This is a genomic window from Pseudomonas sp. p99-361 (assembly GCF_003935475.1).
Lineage (GTDB): Bacteria > Pseudomonadota > Gammaproteobacteria > Pseudomonadales > Pseudomonadaceae > Aquipseudomonas > Aquipseudomonas juntendi.
This window is the reverse complement of record NZ_RHQO01000004.1, coordinates 64,469-82,092: the sequence shown is the minus strand read 5'-3', so window position 1 is coordinate 82,092 and position 17,624 is coordinate 64,469. Positions and strand designations below refer to the sequence as shown.

Here is a 17,624-nt window from a genome sequence, read left to right as displayed (position 1 = left end):
CTCGATCGCGACACAAGGCCGCTCCTACAGGTATTGCACAAACCGGTAGAGCGGCGCGGTCTCTGTAGGAGCGGCCTTGTGTCGCGAAAGGGCCGCAACGCGGCCCCGGGGATTACAAGCCGAGCTTGGCCATGCGGGCTTTCACCGAAGCCTCAATCCCGGCCGCATCCAGCCCGCACTCGGCCAGCATCTGCGCCGGCTTGGCATGTTCGACGTAGATATCAGGCAGGCCCAGGTGCAGCAGTGGCTTGACCACGGCCTGGCTGGCCAGGAACTCGCCTACCGCAGCGCCAGCGCCACCCATGATGGCGTTCTCTTCGACGGTGACCAGCAGCTCATGGCTGCCAGCCAGTTCCAGCACCAGGGCTTCGTCCAGAGGTTTGACGAAGCGCATGTCGACCACGGTGGCATCGATCAGCTCGGCAACCTGCATGGCCTCTGCCAACTGCACGCCGAACACCAGCAGGGCGACTGTCTGGCCTTGGCGGCGGACCACGCCCTTGCCGATTTGCAGCGGCTCGAGGTCGCCGCTGATCGGCGCGTTCGGGCCGGTGCCGCGGGGGTAGCGCACGGCAGCCGGGCCGTTGTACAGGTGGCCGGTGCTGAGCATCTTGCGCAGCTCGTTCTCGTCGCTGGGGGTCATCACCAGCATGCCCGGGATGCAGCGCAGGTAAGACAGGTCGTAGCTACCCGCATGGGTCGGCCCGTCTTCGCCCACCAGCCCGGCGCGGTCGATGGCGAACAGCACATCGAGGTTCTGCACCGCCACATCGTGGATGAGCTGGTCGTAGGCGCGCTGCAGGAAGGTGGAGTAGATCGCCACCACGGGCTTGCTGCCCTCGCAGGCCATGCCGGCGGCCAGGGTGACCGCGTGCTGCTCGGCGATCGCCACATCGAAGTAGCGTTGCGGGTAGCGCTCGCTGAAATCGACCAGGTCGGAGCCTTCTTTCATCGCCGGGGTGATGCCCACCAGGCGGTTGTCAACAGCGGCCATGTCGCACAGCCACTGGCCGAACACCGCGGAGTATTTCGGCCCGCTGGGCTTCTTCGGCTTGACAGGCTTGTCGGCGGGCTCCAGCTTGGTGATGGCGTGGTAGCCGATAGGGTCGAGTTCGGCGGGGGCGAAGCCCTTGCCCTTCTTGGTCACCACGTGCAGGAACTGCGGGCCCTTCAGGTCACGCATGTTGCGCAAGGTGGCGATCATGGTCGGCAGGTCATGGCCGTCGATCGGGCCGATGTAGTTCCAGCCCAGCTCTTCGAACAGTGTGCCCGGCACCAGCATGCCCTTGGCGTACTCTTCGGTGCGCCGGGCGATTTCCCAGGCACCGGGCAGGCGCGACAGCACTTTCTTGCTGCCTTCGCGCATGCTTGCGTAGGTGCGGCTGGACAGGATCTTGGCCAGGTAGTTGGAGAGGCCGCCGACATTGCGCGAAATCGACATGTCGTTGTCGTTGAGGATCACCAGCATGTCGGCATTGACTTCCTGGGCGTGGTTCAACGCCTCGAAGGCCATGCCGGCGGTGAGGGCGCCATCACCGATCACGGCGATCGACTTGCGCGCGCTGTTCTGCAGGCGGGCGGCAATGGCCATGCCCAGCGCTGCGCTGATCGAGGTACTGGAGTGGCCCACGCCAAAGGTGTCGTACTTGCTTTCGCTGCGGCGCGGGAAGGCGGCGATACCGTCCTTCTGGCGCAGGCTGAGCATGCGGTTACGGCGCCCGGTCAGAATCTTGTGCGGGTAGGCCTGGTGGCCCACGTCCCACACCAGCCGGTCGTCCGGGGTATCGAACACGTAGTGCAGGGCGATGGTCAGTTCGATCACGCCCAGGCCGGCACCAAAATGCCCACCGGTCTGCCCCACGGTATACAGCAACTCCTGGCGCAACTCGTCGGCCAGGGTCTCCAGGTCGGCTTCGGCCAGCCGGCGCAGGCCGGCAGGCGTGTCAGCGCGGTCGAGCAACGGCGTGACCGGGCGTTCGCGGGGAATCTCTTGAAACGTCGTGGGCATCAGGCGAGTCGTTATAGGTGTGTGAAGACGCGGCAGTTTACCCCATTGTGGGAAAAGTGCCCATTCGACCACTGCTTGTGACACCCCAATGGCGCGGGTATCCGTGCTTAGTTGCGGCGCTCGACGATATAGCGCGCCAGTGCCCGCAGCGGCTCGGCTTTTTCGCCGAACCCTTCCAGTGCGACCAGCGCCTGGTCGCGCAGTTCGATCGCATAGGCCTTGGCCGCGTCCAGGCCCAGCAGGGCCGGGTAGGTCGGTTTGTCACGGGCGATGTCTGCCCCTTGGCGTTTGCCCAGGGTGGCGGTGTCGCCTTCCACGTCGAGGATGTCGTCCTGAACCTGGAATGCCAGGCCAATGGCCTGTGCATAAGTTTGCAGGGCGTCCAGTTGCTGCTGGCCGGCACGGGCGCTGGCCAGTGCGCCCAGGCGCACGCTGGCCTCGATCAGGGCGCCGGTCTTGTGCCTGTGCATGAATGCCAGTGCCCGCTGGTCGAGCTTCAGCCCGACCGAGCCAAGGTCGATGGCCTGGCCGCCCACCATGCCGGCTGGGCCGGCGGCCGTGGCCAGGGCCTGGACCATGGCCAGGCGGACGCTGTCGGCCTGCGGGCTGAGGTGCGGATCGAGCAGGGCGCTGAACGCCAGGCTCTGCAACCCGTCACCGGCCAGGATGGCGCAGGCTTCGTCGAAGGCCTTGTGCGTGGTGGGCTGGCCCCGGCGCAGGTCGTCGTCATCCATGGCAGGCAGGTCGTCATGCACCAGCGAGTAGGCATGGATCAGCTCCACCGCACAGGCCGCGCCGTTGGCCTGTTCGGCAGGGGCACCCAGGGCTTCGCACGCGGCGTAGGCCAGCAGTGGCCGCACGCGTTTGCCGCCGTTCATCACGCTGTAGCGCATGGCGGCATAGAGGCGTTCGAGTTCTTTGGTCGGGGCGACGAACAGCGGTTCGAGGGCTGCATCCACCCGCCTCTGGCAACTGGCCTGGTAGCTGCCGATCATGCTTCGGGCTCCGCGTCGAAGGGCTGGGCAGCCAGCTCGCCGTCACGCTCCAGCAGAATTTGCACCTTCTGCTCGGCCTGGGCCAGGGCACCTTGGCATTCTCGGGTCAGCGCGATGCCTTGCTCGAAAGCGGCCAGCGACTCTTCCAGCGACAACTCGCCGTTCTCCAGGCGCTCGACCAGTGTTTGCAGGTCTGCGAGGGATTGCTCGAAATCAAGGGAGGATTTTTTGCGGGCCATGGCGACTGTCTCGGAGGCATTCAGAACGGCGCGACACTAGCAGAGCAGGGCGGGGGGAGCAAACTTCCGGGGCCGTGAGGTTGGTTTCACAGGCCCTTTCGCGGGCACGCCCGCTCCCACAGGTCCATCACAGCCTTCAAGCGCTGCGCCATACCTGTGGGAGCGGGCGTGCCCGCGAATTGCCCCAAAGTGGCTTATCAGGCCGGCTCGGCTTCCAGCACCACCATCGCCTCCCGGTACCGCGCCAGCTCTTCGATGGTCAGCACCGGCAAATTGTACTGCCGCGCGTACACTGCCACCTGTTCGCCACGGGCCATGGTCCCGTCCGGGTTCATCAGTTCGCACAGCACCGCCGCCGGGCGCAGGCCGGCAAGGCGGGCCAGGTCCACCGAGCCTTCGGTATGCCCACGGCGGGCCAGCACGCCGCCATTGCGGGCACGCAGCGGGAATACATGCCCCGGGCTGACGATATGACGCTGTTCGGCGCTGGAACGCAGTGCCGCAGCAATGGTGGTGAGGCGGTCCTGGGCAGAAACCCCGGTGGTGATCCCTTCGGCCGCCTCGATGGTGACGGTGAAGCCGGTGCCATGGCGGGCCTGGTTGTTCTGCACCATGGGCGCCAGTTGCAACGCATCGACGGTGGCTTCGTCCAGGCACAGGCAGACGATACCGCTGCAATCGCGAATCATCATGGCCATGGTTTGCAGCGTAATGTTTTCGGCGGCGGCAATGATGTCCGCCTCGTCTTCGCGGTCGTCATCGTCCAGCAACAGGACAGGGCGCCCAGCCTTGAAGGCGGCGATGGCGGCGGAAACATTGGGGTAGTGCGCGTGGTGCTGGGTGGACATGAAACGCTCCTCGTGAATGATCGATGAACGTCTCGGGGCGAACAAAATGCGTGCGCAGGGGCGCCCGGATGGCCCCTGCCTGACGCCTTCTTTCATCCGGACTATGACCGTCGGCTCTGGAGTTGCACCAGATCTGCTGACCCCCGGCATGGCCGGGGCGCTCGCGGGCTCATCTTTCGATTTACCGCCGGTGGGGACTTTCACCCCGCCCTGAAGACCGCCACAGCATACCGCACGTGGCCACCCCGCTGGCAAGCCGCGGTTCTACGACCTTGGGCGGTAGCGTGGGGCGGGCTTTGTGGAAGGTGCTGACAGGCTTACCGCGACATCCCTTCAATCACCTGCTTCAGCGAAGCCGGCAACATAGGCCCATGCCCCAACCCGGCAAACCGCTCGAAACGAACCTGCAAGCCTGGCACCCTGGCCAGGCTTGCCACCAGCTCACGCGCCGGCCGCTCGACATCGCCTTGCACCTGCGTGCGCGGGTTCGCCGGCTCTTCACTGCCACGCATCAGCAACAGCCGCGGCCGGCTGCTTCCCAGGCGCTGCTCGAGCCCCTGCGCCTCACCCACGATCGCGCCGTCGTGCCACCATAGCGAAGGGCTGGCAGCCGCGTAGTCGCTGAATGACCAAGGCCGGGTGAAAAGCGCATGCAAAACGGCCAGCCCGCCATAGGAATGCCCCCACAATGTCTGCCGTTGCAGGTCGATCGGTGCCACATCTGCCACCATCGCCCGTATGCGCCCGGTCAGCAGGTCCAGGAAAACGTCGGCACCGCCACTGGGCGCTCCGGTCAGTGGGTCAAGCTGCTCAGCCTGGCCAGGCACCGCCGGGGTGTAATCCCGGGTGCGCCCGGCACGGTCGATACGCTGCTCGGTCTGGTACCCCACCGCCACCAGCAATGGCGCCTGCCCTGCGGCAAGCCGGCCCAGCTGCTGGCCATCCAGTGCGCCCAGCGCGGCATTGCCATCGAGCATCCACAGCACCGGGTAGCCCGCCGCTGGCGCCGGCTGGTTCGGTTTGCCGACCCACAGCCGGTAATGCCGCTGGCCGTCGGCCGAGTCCAGGTCGAGCTGAGTGAAGCGGTAGGCCAGGTCATGGCGCTGCAGCAGTGAGGTGTCCATCTTCTGCTCATGGTCGGGCTGCGCAAGGGCAACATGAGCAGCAAGCGGCTGTGCCAGGCACAGTGCCATCGTCACGGCCAGGGTCAACTTGCTCATCAGGCATCTCTTCAGGGCTTTGCAGGCGCGCAAAGCGGGAACAGCAAGATGATAATCAGTCCTGATTGAGGGTAAAGCGCATTAACTTTCTAAACAGTCCCGGGCCGCCGGCAAGGTCATGTGCAGGCACAGGCCTGGGTGGCCATTGCTGGCCCACAAGCGGCCACCCTGCAGTTCGATGGCGCGGCGGGCGATGGCCAGGCCCAGGCCAAAGCCAGCGCCACTTTCGGTCAGCCGCTGGTAAGGCTGGAAGATGCGCTCCAGGTCGGCGTGCGCGACCCCCGGCCCCTGGTCACTCAGGCGCAGGTGCCAGTAATCCCCCTCGCGCCAGCCATCCAGGCTGATCCGGCCTTCGGCGGGCGAGTGGCGAACGGCATTGCGGATCAGGTTTTCCAGGGCCTGGGCCAGGCTGTCGAGGTTGGCCTGCACCCGGCACGCGGTGCCCAGCGAACAAGGTAGGCGGCTTGGCGCCCAGCCACTTTCGAAACAGACGTCCTGGCACAAGGCTTCCCAGACGGCCACCATCAGCACCGGCTCGGTCGGCAGGCTGGGCTGTTCGGTGTCCAGCCAGGCCAGGTCCAGGGTGTCCTCCAGCAGCTTTTGCATGTCGGCGACTTCGCGGTCCAGGCGCTCGCGCAACTGCGGCGGCGGCAAGTCGCTGTCATGGGCGATGCGCAGCCGCGCCAACGGCGTGCGCAGCTCGTGGGACAGCGTACGCAGCAGCAGGCGCTGTTGCTCCAGGCTCTGGCGCAGGCGTACCGCCATGTGCTCGAAGGCTTGGGCCAGCTCACCCAGCTCATCGCGGCGCTCCTGCAACGGCAGTGCGGGGCTGTCTAGGTCGTCGGCCCGCAAGGCGTCGGCCCGGTCGCGCAGGCGGTTCAGGGGAACTACCAGATGGCGGTACAGGGCCAGGCCCAGCAACAGGGCAAGCAGGGTGGGGGCGACCCCATGGGTGATCAGGTGGGTACAGGGCGTAAGGCCAGTGGGTAGCAGGCGTTCGGGTAATTGCATCACCAGCCGGCCATTTTCGGGGTGTTGCGGGAACGCGATGCTGACGTACGGCAGTTCGTCCTGCAGGCGCCGGCTCATGGGCCAGTTCAGCTTGCGCATGAAGGTAAGGTGGCTGGCCTCCTCGGCGCTCAGTGGCGTGGTGCCCAGGCTTTGCAGGTCGGGGCCGATCAAGGCTGCCCAGGTGCCTTCGGTACGTTGCAGCTGCCTACGCCAGGCTTCGGCGCCCGTGGCGCCGCCTTGGTTCCAGGCGTGTTCGGCCTGTTGCGCGTAGCGCGCCAGGTATTGCTGGTCAGCCGGCGACAGGAAGTAGGTACTGCGTTCCACCGACAGCCCCCAGGTCCAGATCAGCCAGGTCAGCAACAGACAGAAACCGACCTGCAGCAGCGCCAGTTTCCACAGCAGGGGGTGCCGCCGCATCAGGGCTGGTCCGTGTCTATCAGGATGTACCCTTGGCCCCTGACCGCCTGGATCTGCAAGTGCTGGGCGCTGATGTCGGCCAGCTTGCGGCGCAAGTTGCACACATGCACATCCAGGCCACGGTCCAGGCGCGTGTAGGCGCGGTGCAGCACGGTCTGGTAGAGGAAAGGTTTGCTCAACGCCTCCCCGGGGTGAGCCCGCAGCGTGGCCAGCAGGCGGAATTCGGATGCGGTCAGCCCAGCAGGCCTGCCCTGGTGAAGGGCGTCCTGGCGCTCATGGTCCAGCATCACTGCCCCCCCATCGGCCCGCAACGCCGGCCCGCGGTCGAGCGCCACGCGCCGCAGCAGGGCATCGACCCGGGCGTCGAGTTCGGCCAGGCTGAACGGCTTGGGCAGGTAATCGTCCGCGCCCCGGGTGAAGCCACTGATGCGATCCTGTTCGGCCCCCAGCGCCGACATCAGCATCACTGGCACCGCTTGCTGGTGGCGCAGTTCGTCCAGCAGGCTGAGGCCGTCGATGCCCGGCAGCATGATGTCCAGCAAAACCAGGTCGAAGCGTGATTGCCGTATGGCATTCAGGGCCTGGCTGCCATTGGCGCAGGCCAGCACCTGAAACCCACGGTTGAGGAAATGGCGTTCCAGGTCCTGGCGCAGGCGTGGGTCGTCTTCGGCAAGGAGCAGTGAGGTGGGCACGTTGAGCCTTGAATGAGAATTTCTATCAGTTAGCATCATCCCATTGACCGTGGGGCGAGGGCAACGCCGCAATGTGTTAAGAAGGTTAATCATGCTGCACCCCGGTTTTCGCTCCGGTATCTTCCGCAAAAAGCAATTTCTGTCGTTTGCGAATTATTATCAATTGGGCGAGGGTGGGTCATGAGCGGTTTGAACAGTGTGGGGGGGCCGCGACGGGTGCGGGGCTGGCTGGTAGTAGGGCTGCTGGCGCCCTTTTCGGTGTCGGCACTGGCTGAAACGGTAGCGACGCAGGCGGCCGGTGGTGGCAACTCGCTCGACCTGCCGGCACTGACCATCGAGGGCAACCGCCTGTACGACATGCTGCCTTCGGAGCAAACCGGCGGCTACAGTGTCGATGCTGCAACCGTGGGCACCAAGACCCCGGCGGCGCTCAAGGACATCCCGCAGTCGATCACCGTGTACACCCAGGATTACGTCAAGGATCGCCAGTTCGTGCACCTGGATGACCTGGCCAAGTACACCGCCGGCCTGCGGACCCTGACCAACGACAGTGGCCGCTCATCCATCTATGCCCGTGGCTACGAGTACAGCGAGTTCAATATCGACGGGCTACCGGCGCCCATGGCCAGCATCTTCGGTACTGTGCCGTCGTTGGCAGCGTTCGACCGGGTCGAAATCATGCGCGGCCCGGCGGGGCTGTTCAGCAGCACCAGCGAGCTGGGCGGCATCGTGAACATGGTGCGCAAGCGCCCCACCGCCGAGTTCCAGGGCCACGTCGAAGGCAGCTATGGCACATGGGACACCAACCACGAAGAACTCGACCTGAGCGGGCCGCTCGACGATGCGGGTCGTGTGCGTGGGCGCTTCATCGCTTCGCGTGATGACACCAATGGCGAGGTCGACTACAACGCCAACACCAGCAATAGCTACTATGGCGCCCTGGACATCGACCTGAGCGACGCTACTGCCGTGTCGTTCGGCCTGATGCACGAAGTGAAGAACATCACCCCGCATAATGGCTACCCGGCCACCTTGTCGGGTGAGGTGCCCGACTTCAGCCATTCACGCTTCCTCGGGGCCGACTGGAACTACTTCGACGGCAAGACCACCGACCTGGTCGCCGAACTGACCCACCGCTTTGACAACGGCGGTTACGGCCGTATTGCCGCCCGTGGCTCCCACCGCGACACCCAGTACCTGTACGCCTTCACCGCCACCAACGCCACTACCGGTGGCAATTCCGAGCGTGCCAGCGCCCGCGATTTCACGCAGGACACCTACTCGCTGGACGCCAGCTACAGCCAGCCGTTCGAGACCTTCGGCCAGGTCAGCGAGTTCGTGGTCGGCAGCGACTACAAGAACTACGACACAGAGTACCTCAATGGCACGACCAACCTGGGCGCCATCAACGTCAACACCTACTCGCCAAAGCAGTTTGCCAAGCCGTCGCCCAACTACAGCACCGAAACCGGTATGCAGGAAGAGGAATATGGCCTGTACTCCAAAGTTACCTTCCGCCCCGTCGAGCGCCTGGCGCTGATCGCCGGTGGGCGTTTCAGCTGGTACCGCGGTGACTTCTACACCACCACCCTCGGCAGTGGCGCCAGCACCAACGACAGCAAGCGCGTCGACGGCCACTTCACCTCCTACGGCGGCGTGGTCTACGACCTCACCGACACCCACGCGCTGTACGCCAGTTATTCGCAGGTGTTCAAGCCGCAGTCAGCCACCGACAGCAGCGGCCGGGTGTTGAAGCCCCGGGAAGGCGAGCAGTATGAATTCGGCTTGAAAAGCAGCTACTTCGGGGGCGACCTGAACACGCGGTTGTCGGTATTCCGCCTGACCGACAAGCACCGTGCTACCACCCTGTACGACGCCGATGGCGTGGCGACCACCGACTCGGTAGCCGCCGGTAAAACCCGGGTCAAGGGCGCGGAAGTGGAAGTAAGCGGCAAGCTGACGCCGAACTGGGAACTGCTGGCCGGCTACACCTGGATGGAAACCGAAACCGTCAAGGGCGATGCCGAGACCACGTTCTTCATCATGCCGCGCAACCAGGCCTCATTGTGGAGCAAGTACACCATCAGCCAAGGCCCGTTGAACGGCCTGGCAATCGGGGGCGGTATTTCGGCGATGAGCAATTTCTACGCCGAGAACGGTGGCGTGCGCATCGATGCGCCAGGGTATGCCACGGTGGATGCGATGCTGTCGTACCCGGTCACTTCGCAGCTGACCGCCACATTCAACGTCAACAACCTGTTCGACCGCGATTACTTGTCGCGCGTGGGCTCGACGTCGACCTTCAACTTCTATGGGCCGTCGCGCAGCATGATGGTGGGCGCGCGCTATGACTTCTGAGGGTTGCTCTGGCTGAAAGCGCTCTGCCCGGGCGGGCAGGCGAGTATGCGGGGGCATTAAAAAGCCGGCTTGTGGCCGGCTTCTCGGGGACGCTTCCGACTAATTTATGGTAAGCCGCAATCGCCTTAACTGTGTGGCCATCAAGGGCCTGGAAGAGATGGCAGACACCCGTGTGAGATGTCGCCGAGCCCTCTGGACTGCGGCTTGCGCCGGTCGGGGCTGAATGTGCGGCGTAGCATACAAGGGCACGCTCTGGATGCCCAGCAAAAAATGGCACAGGGTGTTTCAACCGGGCCGCTGCTGGCGAAAATACGACCAGTGGAACACCCAGCCAAGCACTTCCAGGCCCTGCGCCTGGCGCTGCGCCGGGGTATAGCGCTCAACCGCATAGTTGCGCCGGTCATGGCTGTGCAGGTACAGCGTGCCATGTTGGCCGAGGCTGAGGGTATTCACCCGCAGCGCGCCGTTGTGCAGCAAGGCGTAGGTTTCGCCCTCGAACACCTGGGTCATGCTCACGTCGATCACCAGCACCGCCTCCTGCGGGATCAGCGGCAGCATGTTGCTGTCGGGCATCGTCACGCTGATTGCATCGTCGGCCCGAACCCCCAACCCCTGCAGCGCTTTTGCCGGCAGGCGCAGGTGTTTGCTGGCGACTGGGCTGAGCAGGCCGTCATGCAGTTCGTAGTACGGCACCTTGACCAGCCGGCCATGGTCCACCAGCAGCGGGGACGGCGCGGGCGTGTGCAACTTTCGCGGCCGGGCGTTGCGCAGGATCGGGCTGGGGTGCTTGGGCCCTTCGCCCGTGTGCAGCCAGCGGCGATGCACACAGAACAGGTCGGCCATCTCGTCCAACCGTGCCAGGGGCACGCCGCGCTTGACCCAATTGTTGACGTGCTGCGGTGTGACGCCGCGTTGGGCAGCGAAATCGGAAGGGGTAAGGCCGCATTCGTGAAGCAGGGCCCTGAGGCGGTCACCGGAGGTCTTCATGCCAGCGAGTGTAGCGGTGCGGTGCCAGCAAGGATATCAACTTGATGTTGACGGGGCTTGTATGAAAAGTGGCTGGTTGTAGGGCACAGCTGTAGGGCTGTGTAGGAGTATTCGCCGAGTACAGCGATTGGCCATAAAAAAACCCCGCCATGGCGGGGTTCTTCCTGCAACCGGTATCAGCCCTTGTAGGCAGCGACCGATTTGGTGATCGCGGCACGGGCAGCGTCAGCGCCTTCCCAGCCTTCGATCTTGACCCACTTGCCCTTCTCGAGGTCTTTGTAGTTGGCAAAGAAGTGCTCGATCTGCTGAATCAGCAGGGCTGGCAGGTCGGTGTATTCCTTCACGTCGACGTACAGCTGCGACAGCTTGTCGTGAGGAACCGCGATGACCTTGGCGTCGCCGCCGCCGTCGTCGGTCATGTTCAGTACGCCAACCGGGCGGGCGCGGATAACCGAGCCTGGGGCGACCGGGTACGGGGTAACGACCAGCACGTCGAGCGGATCACCGTCGTCCGCCAGGGTGTTCGGGATGAAGCCGTAGTTGGCTGGGTAGAACATCGGGGTAGCCATGAAGCGGTCGACGAACAGCGTGTCGCTGTCCTTGTCGATCTCGTATTTGATCGGCGCGTGGTTGGCCGGGATCTCGATGGCGACGTAGATGTCGTTCGGCAGGTCTTTGCCCGCCGGAATCTTGCTGTAGCTCATTGGGCAGTGCCCCCGTGTTTGACCAAAAAAGTGGCGGCGATTATAGGCACATTCTGCCGGGGCATGCCACGCCTGGCCTGATGTGCGGCCGCGTCAGGCGTGGCTTTCGCGGTAGTCGGGGTGCTCGGCCTGAAGCCGGCGCAGGCGCGCCAGCGGGTCTTGCCGGTAGAACAGCGCCAACTGCTGATAGACCAATGGATAGGCCTGATGGAGCAGGTCGGGGGCACTAAAGAAGTATTCGCTGGTGACGGCAAAAAACTCGGCGGGGTTCTCTGCCGCATAGGGGTCGATGGCGGTTTCGGCGTCGGGGTTGGCATCGAGCTGGCGGTTGAGGTCGTCGTAGGCCTGTTGCATGGCGGTGGCCCACTCGGCCACGGGCATGCCGCTGTGCAGCGGCGGCAGGCCGTTGGCATCGCCATTGAGCATGTCGAGCTTGTGCGCCAGTTCGTGGATGACCAGGTTGTAGGCCTCCCAGCCGCCACTGGCCAGTACGCCGTTCCAGGCCAGGATGATCGGGCCCTGCTGCCAGGCCTCGCCACTGTGCTCGCCGTCCCACACGTGCTCCACGCCACTGGCATCGCGGTGGCGCTGCGGGCTCTTGAAGTCGTCGGGGTAGAGCACGATTTCGTGAAAGCCCTGGTACCAGTTCAATTCGCCCAAGTGCAGCAGTGGCAGTTGCGCCTGGGCGGCCAGCAGCAGCCGCTGCTGGTCGCCCAGTTCAACGCCCGGCAGGCACGTGAGGTGCTTGTCGAGCAGGAACAGGATGCAGGCTTCGCGCAGCCAGTGGTCTTCTTCGTCGGTGATGCCGTCCAGCATCGGCAGGCATTCGCGTACGGCCTGCCATTGCTGTGGCGTGATCGGGTAGCGTGCCAAGGCCCGCTTGCGCCGCCAGGCGCGGAACGACCACATGCTGGCCGGTCAGTGCGCCTTGGCTGCGCGGCCCAGGCGGGTACGCAGCAGGCCGAGGATCATCGGGACCAACGACAGGATGATGATGCCCACTACCATCAGCGACAGGTGTTGCTTGATGAACGGCACGTTACCGAAGAAGTAGCCCAAGGTGACCAGGCCACCTACCCACAGCAACGAGCCGGCCACGCTGAAGCCCAGGAAGCGCGGGTAATGCATGTGGGCAATACCGGCCACGAACGGGGCGAAGGTGCGCAGAATGGGCAGGAAGCGCGCCATGGTCACGGTCTTGCCGCCGTGGCGCTCGTAGAAGTCGTGGGTCCGCTGCAGGTAATCGCGACGGAAGATCTTCGAATTGGGGTTGTTGAACAAACGCTCGCCTGCCGTGCGCCCGATCACGTAGTTGGTGCTGTCGCCCATGATTGCAGCAGCCATCAGCAGGCCGGCCAGCAAGACCGGGTCCATGCCGCCCCCTGCGGCTACGGCGCCGGCGATGAACAGCAACGAATCGCCCGGCAGGAAGGGCATCACCACCAGCCCGGTTTCACAGAAGATCACGGTAAACAGGATGGCGTAGATCCAGGGGCCGTAATTGGTGACCAGCAAATCGAGGTAGGCATCGAGATGCAGGATAAGGTCGAGCGGGTTGAAATCCATGTACAGCACCTGTGTTCTTGGGCGTAGGCTCGGTTTACCGGCGGATCGGTAAATTTTCACACATGACAGGCGGGCCATTATACGGCTAAGTGACGATCATGCCCGGGGAGTTTGTAGCGGGGGGTTACTGCACGCGGTAGTGCCGTATCCGCCCCTGGGTGGGCTTGCCCGCGCAGGGGCGGACGCAGGTCAATCCGGGTTGATGGGCAGAATGTAGCTCTTGAACTCGGTATCTTCACGAAAACCGATGGACTCGTAGGTCTTGTGCGCCGTGTCATTGTTGCTGCTTGTGGACACCCGCATGCGCACGGCGTTGGTGTCCTTGGCCATTTTCTTCGCTTCGCGCATCAGGTGGTCGGCTACCAGCATGCGCCGGGAGTCTTCGGCCACGTAGATATCGTTGAGGATCCATACCCGCTTCAGCGACAGCGACGAGTAGCTCGGGTACAGCTGGCAGAAGCCCAGCAGCTTGTTGTCGTCATCATCGGGGAGCGCCAGGTAGATCACCGATTCGTCCCGCTGCAGGCGTTTTTCCAGGAAGCTGCGCGAGCTGTCGGGGTAGGGCAGTTGCCCATAGAATTCACGGTATTTGACGAACATAGGCGTCAACAGGTCGAGGTGTTCCAGTTTTGCCTTGATGATGCGCATGTGCGGCCCTCAGAGTCCATTAGGGAAAACAGCGGATTGCCAGCAGCTTCGAGGGCATGCTGCCCCAAGCCCGGCCCGCGGTGCAATCCGCTTTGCATGACAGGGTGTTCAGCCCTCGCCAAGCAGGAAGTTGCCTCGCTGCGCGGGGCCATGTTCGCTGTCGATGCTATGGACCTCGGCTTCGTCCTTCAGATTCACCCCCGACAGCTGGCGCCGGCAGGCTTCACGCATCAGGTACAGCAGGCGGTGTGCGGCCATGCCATAACTCAAGCCCTCCAGGCGTACGTTGGAAATGCAGTTGCGGTAGGCATCGGTCAGGCCGACCTTTGGCGCATAGGTGAAATACAGTCCCAGGCTGTCGGGCGAACTGAGCCCGGGCCGCTCGCCGATCAGCATTACTGTCATGCGCGCGCCCAGCAGTTCACCCACCTCATCGGCCACTGCCACGCGGCCCTGCTGCACCAGCACCACCGGTGCGCTGGTCCAGCCGTCGGCGGCGGCCTGTTCCTCGAACCGGCTCAGCAACGGCAGGGTATGCCGGTGCACGGCAAGCGCCGACAGGCCATCGGCAACCACGATGGCCAGGTCGACCCCGCCTGGGTTGGCCTGGGCGTGCTGGCGCAGGGTGGCGACCGATGCTTCGTTCAGGCGCCGGCCCAGGTCGGGCCGTTGCAGATATTCGTGGCGGTCGCTGGCGGCGCTGTGCAGCACCAGGCTTTCCCGGCCGCGTTCAGCCAGCTGGGTAGCCAGGCCAGCGTGGTCGAACGCCAGGTGCACGGCATCACGGGCCTGGGCATGGGCGAACTGGAAGTCCAGTTGCGCCCCGGTCGGCAGGCTGGTACCGCTGCGGCCCAGGGCGATACGCGCCGGGGTCAGCGTGCGCAGGGCCAGCCAAGGGTTTTCAGGGGTAGGGGTGCGATGGTCCATGGTGATCCCTATGCAAGCTGTGCCAAGGCCTGGCGGAAGGCCGGCGGCAGGTTGTCACCGAAGCGCACCCGGCCATCGGCCTGGGTGAAGATGCCGGTGCGGGCCAGCCATGCCTCGAATTCCGGCCCGGGCTTCAGGCCCAGGGTCTGGCGCGCGTAGAGCGCGTCGTGGAACGAGGTGGTCTGGTAGTTGAGCATGATGTCGTCGGAGCCGGGGATACCCATGATGAAGTTGATCCCGGCCACACCCAGCAGGGTCAGCAGGGTGTCCATGTCGTCCTGGTCGGCCTCGGCGTGGTTGGTGTAGCAGATGTCGCAGCCCATCGGCACGCCCAGCAACTTGCCGCAGAAGTGGTCTTCGAGCCCGGCGCGGATGATCTGCTTGCCGTTGTACAGGTACTCCGGGCCAATGAAACCGACCACGGTGTTGACCAGGAACGGCTTGAAGTGGCGGGCCACGGCATAGGCGCGGGTTTCGCAGGTTTGCTGGTCGACCCCGTGGTGGGCATTGGCCGACAGCGCACTGCCCTGGCCGGTTTCGAAGTACATCAGGTTCTGCCCCAGGGTGCCGCGCTTGAGCGAAAGGCCGGCTTCGTAACCCTCCTGCAGCACGTTCAGGTTGATGCCGAAGCCGGCATTGGCCGCTTCGGTACCGGCGATGGACTGGAACACCAGGTCCAGCGGCACGCCGCGGTTGATCGCTTCGATGGAGGTGGTGACGTGGGTCAGCACGCAGGACTGGGTGGGTATGTCGTAGCGCTGGATGATGGCATCGAGCATTTCCAGCAGGGCGCAGATCGAGGCAATGCTGTCGGTTGCCGGGTTGATGCCGATCATGGCATCGCCGTTGCCGTACAACAGGCCGTCGAGAATGCTGGCGGCAATGCCGGCCGGCTCGTCGGTCGGGTGGTTGGGCTGCAGGCGGGTCGACAGGCGCCCGCGCAGGCCCATGGTGCCGCGAAAACGGGTGACCACACGGATTTTTTGCGCCACCAGCACCAAGTCCTGCACGCGCATGATCTTCGATACCGCCGCCGCCATTTCCGGGGTCAGCCCTGGCGCCAGGGCGCGCAGGCTGTCCTCGTTGGCCTCTTCACTCAGCAACCAGTCACGCAGGCCGCCGACGGTGAGGTGGCTGACCGGCGCAAATGCCTGAGCATCGTGGCTGTCGATGATCAGCCGGGTGACCTCGTCGGCTTCGTAGGGGATCAGGGCTTCGTTGAGAAAATGCGTCAGCGGGATATTGGCCAAGGCCATCTGCGCGGCTACGCGCTCGCCGTCGTTGCTTGCCGCAACGCCCGCCAGGCAGTCCCCGGAGCGCGCCGGGCTGGCCTTGGCCATGACATCCTTGAGGCTGTCGAAGCGGTAGACCAGGTGGCCGACCGTGTGTACGAAACTTGCCATACAGAATCTCCAGAGCCGCGGGTTGCCCCGCGGCGGGTGGCGCCGGTCAGTGCAGAGCCTCTTCGGCCTGCTGGATCGCGGCGAATTCCTCTTCCGGGGTGCCCGCTACCAGGTGGTGGCGGCTGTAGAAAGCAAAGTAGGCAATTAATACCGCATAGATCACTGCGGCGCCAATCACCACGCGCGGGTCCACCAGGAAACCGGCGACCACGGCGATGCACGCCAGCACCAGGGCCAGGCCGGAGGTGAAGATGCCGCCAGGGGTACGGTACGGGCGCTCCATCTTCGGCCGGCGGATGCGCAGGGTGATATGCGCGGCCATCATCAGCACGTACGACAGCGTAGCGCCGAATACCGCGACCAGGATCAGCAGGTCGCCCTGGCCAGTCAGCGACAGCGCAAAACCGATGATGCCAGGAATGACCAGGGCCATGACCGGCGCCTTGCTCTTGTTGGTTTCCGACAGCTTGCGCGGCAGGTAGCCGGCGCGGGACAGGGCGAAAATCTGCCGCGAATAGGCATAGATGATCGAGAAGAAGCTGGCGATCAGGCCGGCCAGGCCGACCAGGTTGACGAAGCTGCCCATCCAGGTAGCGCCGCCGTAGGCTTTGGCCAATGCTTCGACCAGGGGGTTGCCGGAAGCTTTCAGCGCCTCGGAACCCGCGCCGCCAGGGCCGACCACCAGGATCAGCAGGGCAAAGGCCAGCAGCACCAGCATGGCGCCGATCAGGCCGCGTGGCAGGTCACGCTTGGGGTTCTTGGTTTCTTCGGCGGCCAGCGGCACGCCTTCGACGGCGAGGAAGAACCAGATGGCATACGGGATCGCCGCCCATACCCCGACATAGCCGAATGGCAGGAAGCTGCTGGCGCCGACAGCGTCCGTTTTGGCGATGTCGAACAGGTTGGCTGCATCGAAATGGGGCACCATGGCCACCAGGAACACCGCCAGGGCAATGGCGGCGATGGCCGTGATGATGAACATCAACTTCAGTGCTTCGCCCACCCCGAAGATGTGGATGCCGATGAACACCACGTAGAACGCCAGGTAGATCATCCAGCCGCCAATGCCGAACAACGACTGGCAGTAGGCGCCGATGAAGGTCGCGATGGCGGCGGGGGCGATCGCGTATTCGATGAGGATCGCCGTGCCGGTAAGGAAACCGCCCCAGGGGCCGAAGGCGCTGCGGGCAAAGCCGTAGCCACCGCCAGCGGTCGGGATCATCGAGGAAAGCTCGGCCAGCGAGAAGCACATGCACAAGTACATGGTGGCCATCAGCAGGGTCGCGAGGAACATGCCGCCCCAGCCACCTTGGGCCAGGCCGAAGTTCCAGCCGGCGTAGTCGCCGGAAATGACGTAGGCCACCCCCAGGCCGACCAGCAGCACCCAGCCGGCCGCGCCTTTTTTCAATTCACGTTGCTGGAAATAGTCCGAACCGACCTTCTCGAAGTCGACGGAAGAGCCTGCCGGCGAGCCGGCGGATTGATCGCTTGGCATAGTTTCACCTGTTGTTTTTCTTGGTGGCCGGAAGGGTTCCGCGCCGATGGTGATGGGTACTGCAGGAAGCGAGCCAGGGAGCTGCAAGACTGAAGCTGCAAGCTGC

The 17,624-nt window shown here is 64.4% G+C and carries 16 protein-coding genes and 1 riboswitch; of the genes, 1 reads left to right on the top strand and 15 read right to left on the bottom strand.

Annotated elements, in window-relative coordinates; genetic code table 11:
* Positions 1-112: 112 nt before the first annotated feature.
* The 7 genes from dxs to EGJ22_RS03300 all read right to left on the bottom strand — a co-directional run bounded on the left by dxs (position 113) and on the right by EGJ22_RS03300 (position 7,430).
* Positions 113-2,008 (bottom strand): 1-deoxy-D-xylulose-5-phosphate synthase, encoded by a 1,896-nt coding sequence (dxs, locus tag EGJ22_RS03330; RefSeq protein WP_029886272.1) that lies wholly within the window; start codon positions 2,006-2,008, stop codon positions 113-115.
* 107 nt (positions 2,009-2,115) lie between these two features.
* On the bottom strand, positions 2,116-3,003 hold the full coding sequence (gene ispA, locus EGJ22_RS03325) for a (2E,6E)-farnesyl diphosphate synthase (protein ID WP_009685725.1): 888 nt from the start codon (positions 3,001-3,003) through the stop codon (positions 2,116-2,118).
* Positions 3,000-3,242, bottom strand: coding sequence for an exodeoxyribonuclease VII small subunit (locus EGJ22_RS03320; RefSeq protein ID WP_009685726.1), 243 nt, complete (start codon positions 3,240-3,242; stop codon positions 3,000-3,002). Before EGJ22_RS03320 ends, ispA begins: the two co-directional genes overlap by 4 nt.
* A 197-nt stretch (positions 3,243-3,439) precedes the next feature.
* The gene (ribB, locus tag EGJ22_RS03315; RefSeq protein ID WP_029886273.1) at positions 3,440-4,090 is read right to left on the bottom strand and encodes a 3,4-dihydroxy-2-butanone-4-phosphate synthase; all 651 of its coding nucleotides are present in this window, start codon (positions 4,088-4,090) and stop codon (positions 3,440-3,442) included.
* An 80-nt stretch (positions 4,091-4,170) separates the two neighbouring features.
* Positions 4,171-4,312: riboswitch (FMN riboswitch) on the bottom strand.
* A 95-nt stretch (positions 4,313-4,407) separates the two neighbouring features.
* Positions 4,408-5,310 (bottom strand): alpha/beta hydrolase, encoded by a 903-nt coding sequence (locus EGJ22_RS03310; RefSeq protein WP_029886274.1) that lies wholly within the window; start codon positions 5,308-5,310, stop codon positions 4,408-4,410.
* An 81-nt stretch (positions 5,311-5,391) separates the two neighbouring features.
* Positions 5,392-6,738: a sensor histidine kinase gene (locus EGJ22_RS03305; RefSeq protein ID WP_029886275.1), complete on the bottom strand. Its 1,347-nt coding sequence runs from the start codon at positions 6,736-6,738 to the stop codon at positions 5,392-5,394.
* Positions 6,738-7,430, bottom strand: coding sequence for a response regulator transcription factor (locus EGJ22_RS03300; protein WP_029886276.1), 693 nt, complete (start codon positions 7,428-7,430; stop codon positions 6,738-6,740). Before EGJ22_RS03300 ends, EGJ22_RS03305 begins: the two co-directional genes overlap by 1 nt.
* Positions 7,431-7,610: 180 nt before the next feature.
* Between EGJ22_RS03300 and EGJ22_RS03295 the strand changes: the two genes are divergently transcribed.
* Positions 7,611-9,788 (top strand): TonB-dependent siderophore receptor, encoded by a 2,178-nt coding sequence (locus tag EGJ22_RS03295; protein ID WP_029886277.1) that lies wholly within the window; start codon positions 7,611-7,613, stop codon positions 9,786-9,788.
* 285 nt (positions 9,789-10,073) lie between these two features.
* Here EGJ22_RS03295 and EGJ22_RS03290 read toward each other — a convergent pair whose 3' ends face one another.
* The 8 genes from EGJ22_RS03290 to eat form a co-directional block, all read right to left on the bottom strand.
* Complete coding sequence (locus tag EGJ22_RS03290) at positions 10,074-10,775, bottom strand: XRE family transcriptional regulator (protein WP_029886278.1); 702 nt, start codon at positions 10,773-10,775, stop codon at positions 10,074-10,076.
* A 176-nt stretch (positions 10,776-10,951) separates the two neighbouring features.
* The gene (ppa, locus tag EGJ22_RS03285) at positions 10,952-11,479 is read right to left on the bottom strand and encodes an inorganic diphosphatase (RefSeq protein WP_003255365.1); all 528 of its coding nucleotides are present in this window, start codon (positions 11,477-11,479) and stop codon (positions 10,952-10,954) included.
* Positions 11,480-11,572: 93 nt separating this feature from the next.
* Complete coding sequence (locus tag EGJ22_RS03280) at positions 11,573-12,388, bottom strand: zinc-dependent peptidase (protein WP_029886279.1); 816 nt, start codon at positions 12,386-12,388, stop codon at positions 11,573-11,575.
* A gap of 9 nt (positions 12,389-12,397) precedes the next feature.
* Positions 12,398-13,045 carry a DedA family protein gene (locus EGJ22_RS03275; protein ID WP_009685738.1) on the bottom strand — a complete coding sequence of 216 codons (648 nt, stop codon included), beginning with the start codon at positions 13,043-13,045 and terminating at the stop codon, positions 12,398-12,400.
* A gap of 189 nt (positions 13,046-13,234) precedes the next feature.
* Complete coding sequence (locus EGJ22_RS03270; protein WP_029886280.1) at positions 13,235-13,693, bottom strand: N-acetyltransferase; 459 nt, start codon at positions 13,691-13,693, stop codon at positions 13,235-13,237.
* Positions 13,694-13,801: 108 nt separating this feature from the next.
* Complete coding sequence (gene eutC, locus EGJ22_RS03265) at positions 13,802-14,620, bottom strand: ethanolamine ammonia-lyase subunit EutC (RefSeq protein ID WP_009685740.1); 819 nt, start codon at positions 14,618-14,620, stop codon at positions 13,802-13,804.
* An 8-nt stretch (positions 14,621-14,628) separates the two neighbouring features.
* Positions 14,629-16,023, bottom strand: a complete 1,395-nt coding sequence (locus EGJ22_RS03260) for an ethanolamine ammonia-lyase subunit EutB (RefSeq protein ID WP_029886281.1) — start codon at positions 16,021-16,023, stop codon at positions 14,629-14,631.
* Positions 16,024-16,069: 46 nt separating this feature from the next.
* The gene (gene eat / locus EGJ22_RS03255) at positions 16,070-17,518 is read right to left on the bottom strand and encodes an ethanolamine permease (RefSeq protein WP_009685742.1); all 1,449 of its coding nucleotides are present in this window, start codon (positions 17,516-17,518) and stop codon (positions 16,070-16,072) included.
* Positions 17,519-17,624: the final 106 nt, after the last annotated feature.